This window comes from Pseudarthrobacter sp. 10T415, assembly GCF_056394175.1.
The window spans coordinates 1-415 of record NZ_JBFTHJ010000077.1 but is presented as its reverse complement, the minus strand read 5'-3'; the positions used below and the strand labels follow the sequence as shown (position 1 = coordinate 415).

The window sequence follows — 415 nt, the reverse complement described above, 5'->3', positions numbered from 1 at the left end:
GGCGCACCATACCGAGGAGCACGAGGCCGCGCTCGACGGTTTCCTGAAGCGCTAGCGTCACACCAGCCGGCCGTCGCCGGTCGGCACATAACCATAATGGAGACAACAATGCATCGACAAATCGCGGGCCTGTGCATGGCCGCCATGCTTTGCGCTACCAGCGGCGCCGCCGCCGCCGCGGACTACCCAGACCGGCCGGTCAAGATCGTGGTATCGCTGCCGCCCGGCAGCGGCGCCGACACCACCGCGCGTTTTATCGGCAAGCACCTGACCGAGAAGTTCAGCCAGCCCTTCGTGGTCGAGAACAAGCCGGGCGCCAACAGTTTCATTGCCGCGCGCCAGGTAGCCGAGTCGGCACCGGACGGCTACACGATGTTCGTCGCCAGCAACTCGCCGATGGTGACCAACGCGGCAG

Annotated in this window: 1 protein-coding gene; it reads left to right on the top strand. The window is 66.0% G+C overall.

Annotated features, from left to right (window positions below; translation table 11 throughout):
* Nucleotides 1-108: 108 nt before the first annotated feature.
* Nucleotides 109-415, top strand: a 307-nt coding sequence (locus AC1DBN_RS21535) for a Bug family tripartite tricarboxylate transporter substrate binding protein (protein ID WP_477724204.1), incomplete at its 3' end; no start/stop codon positions are given.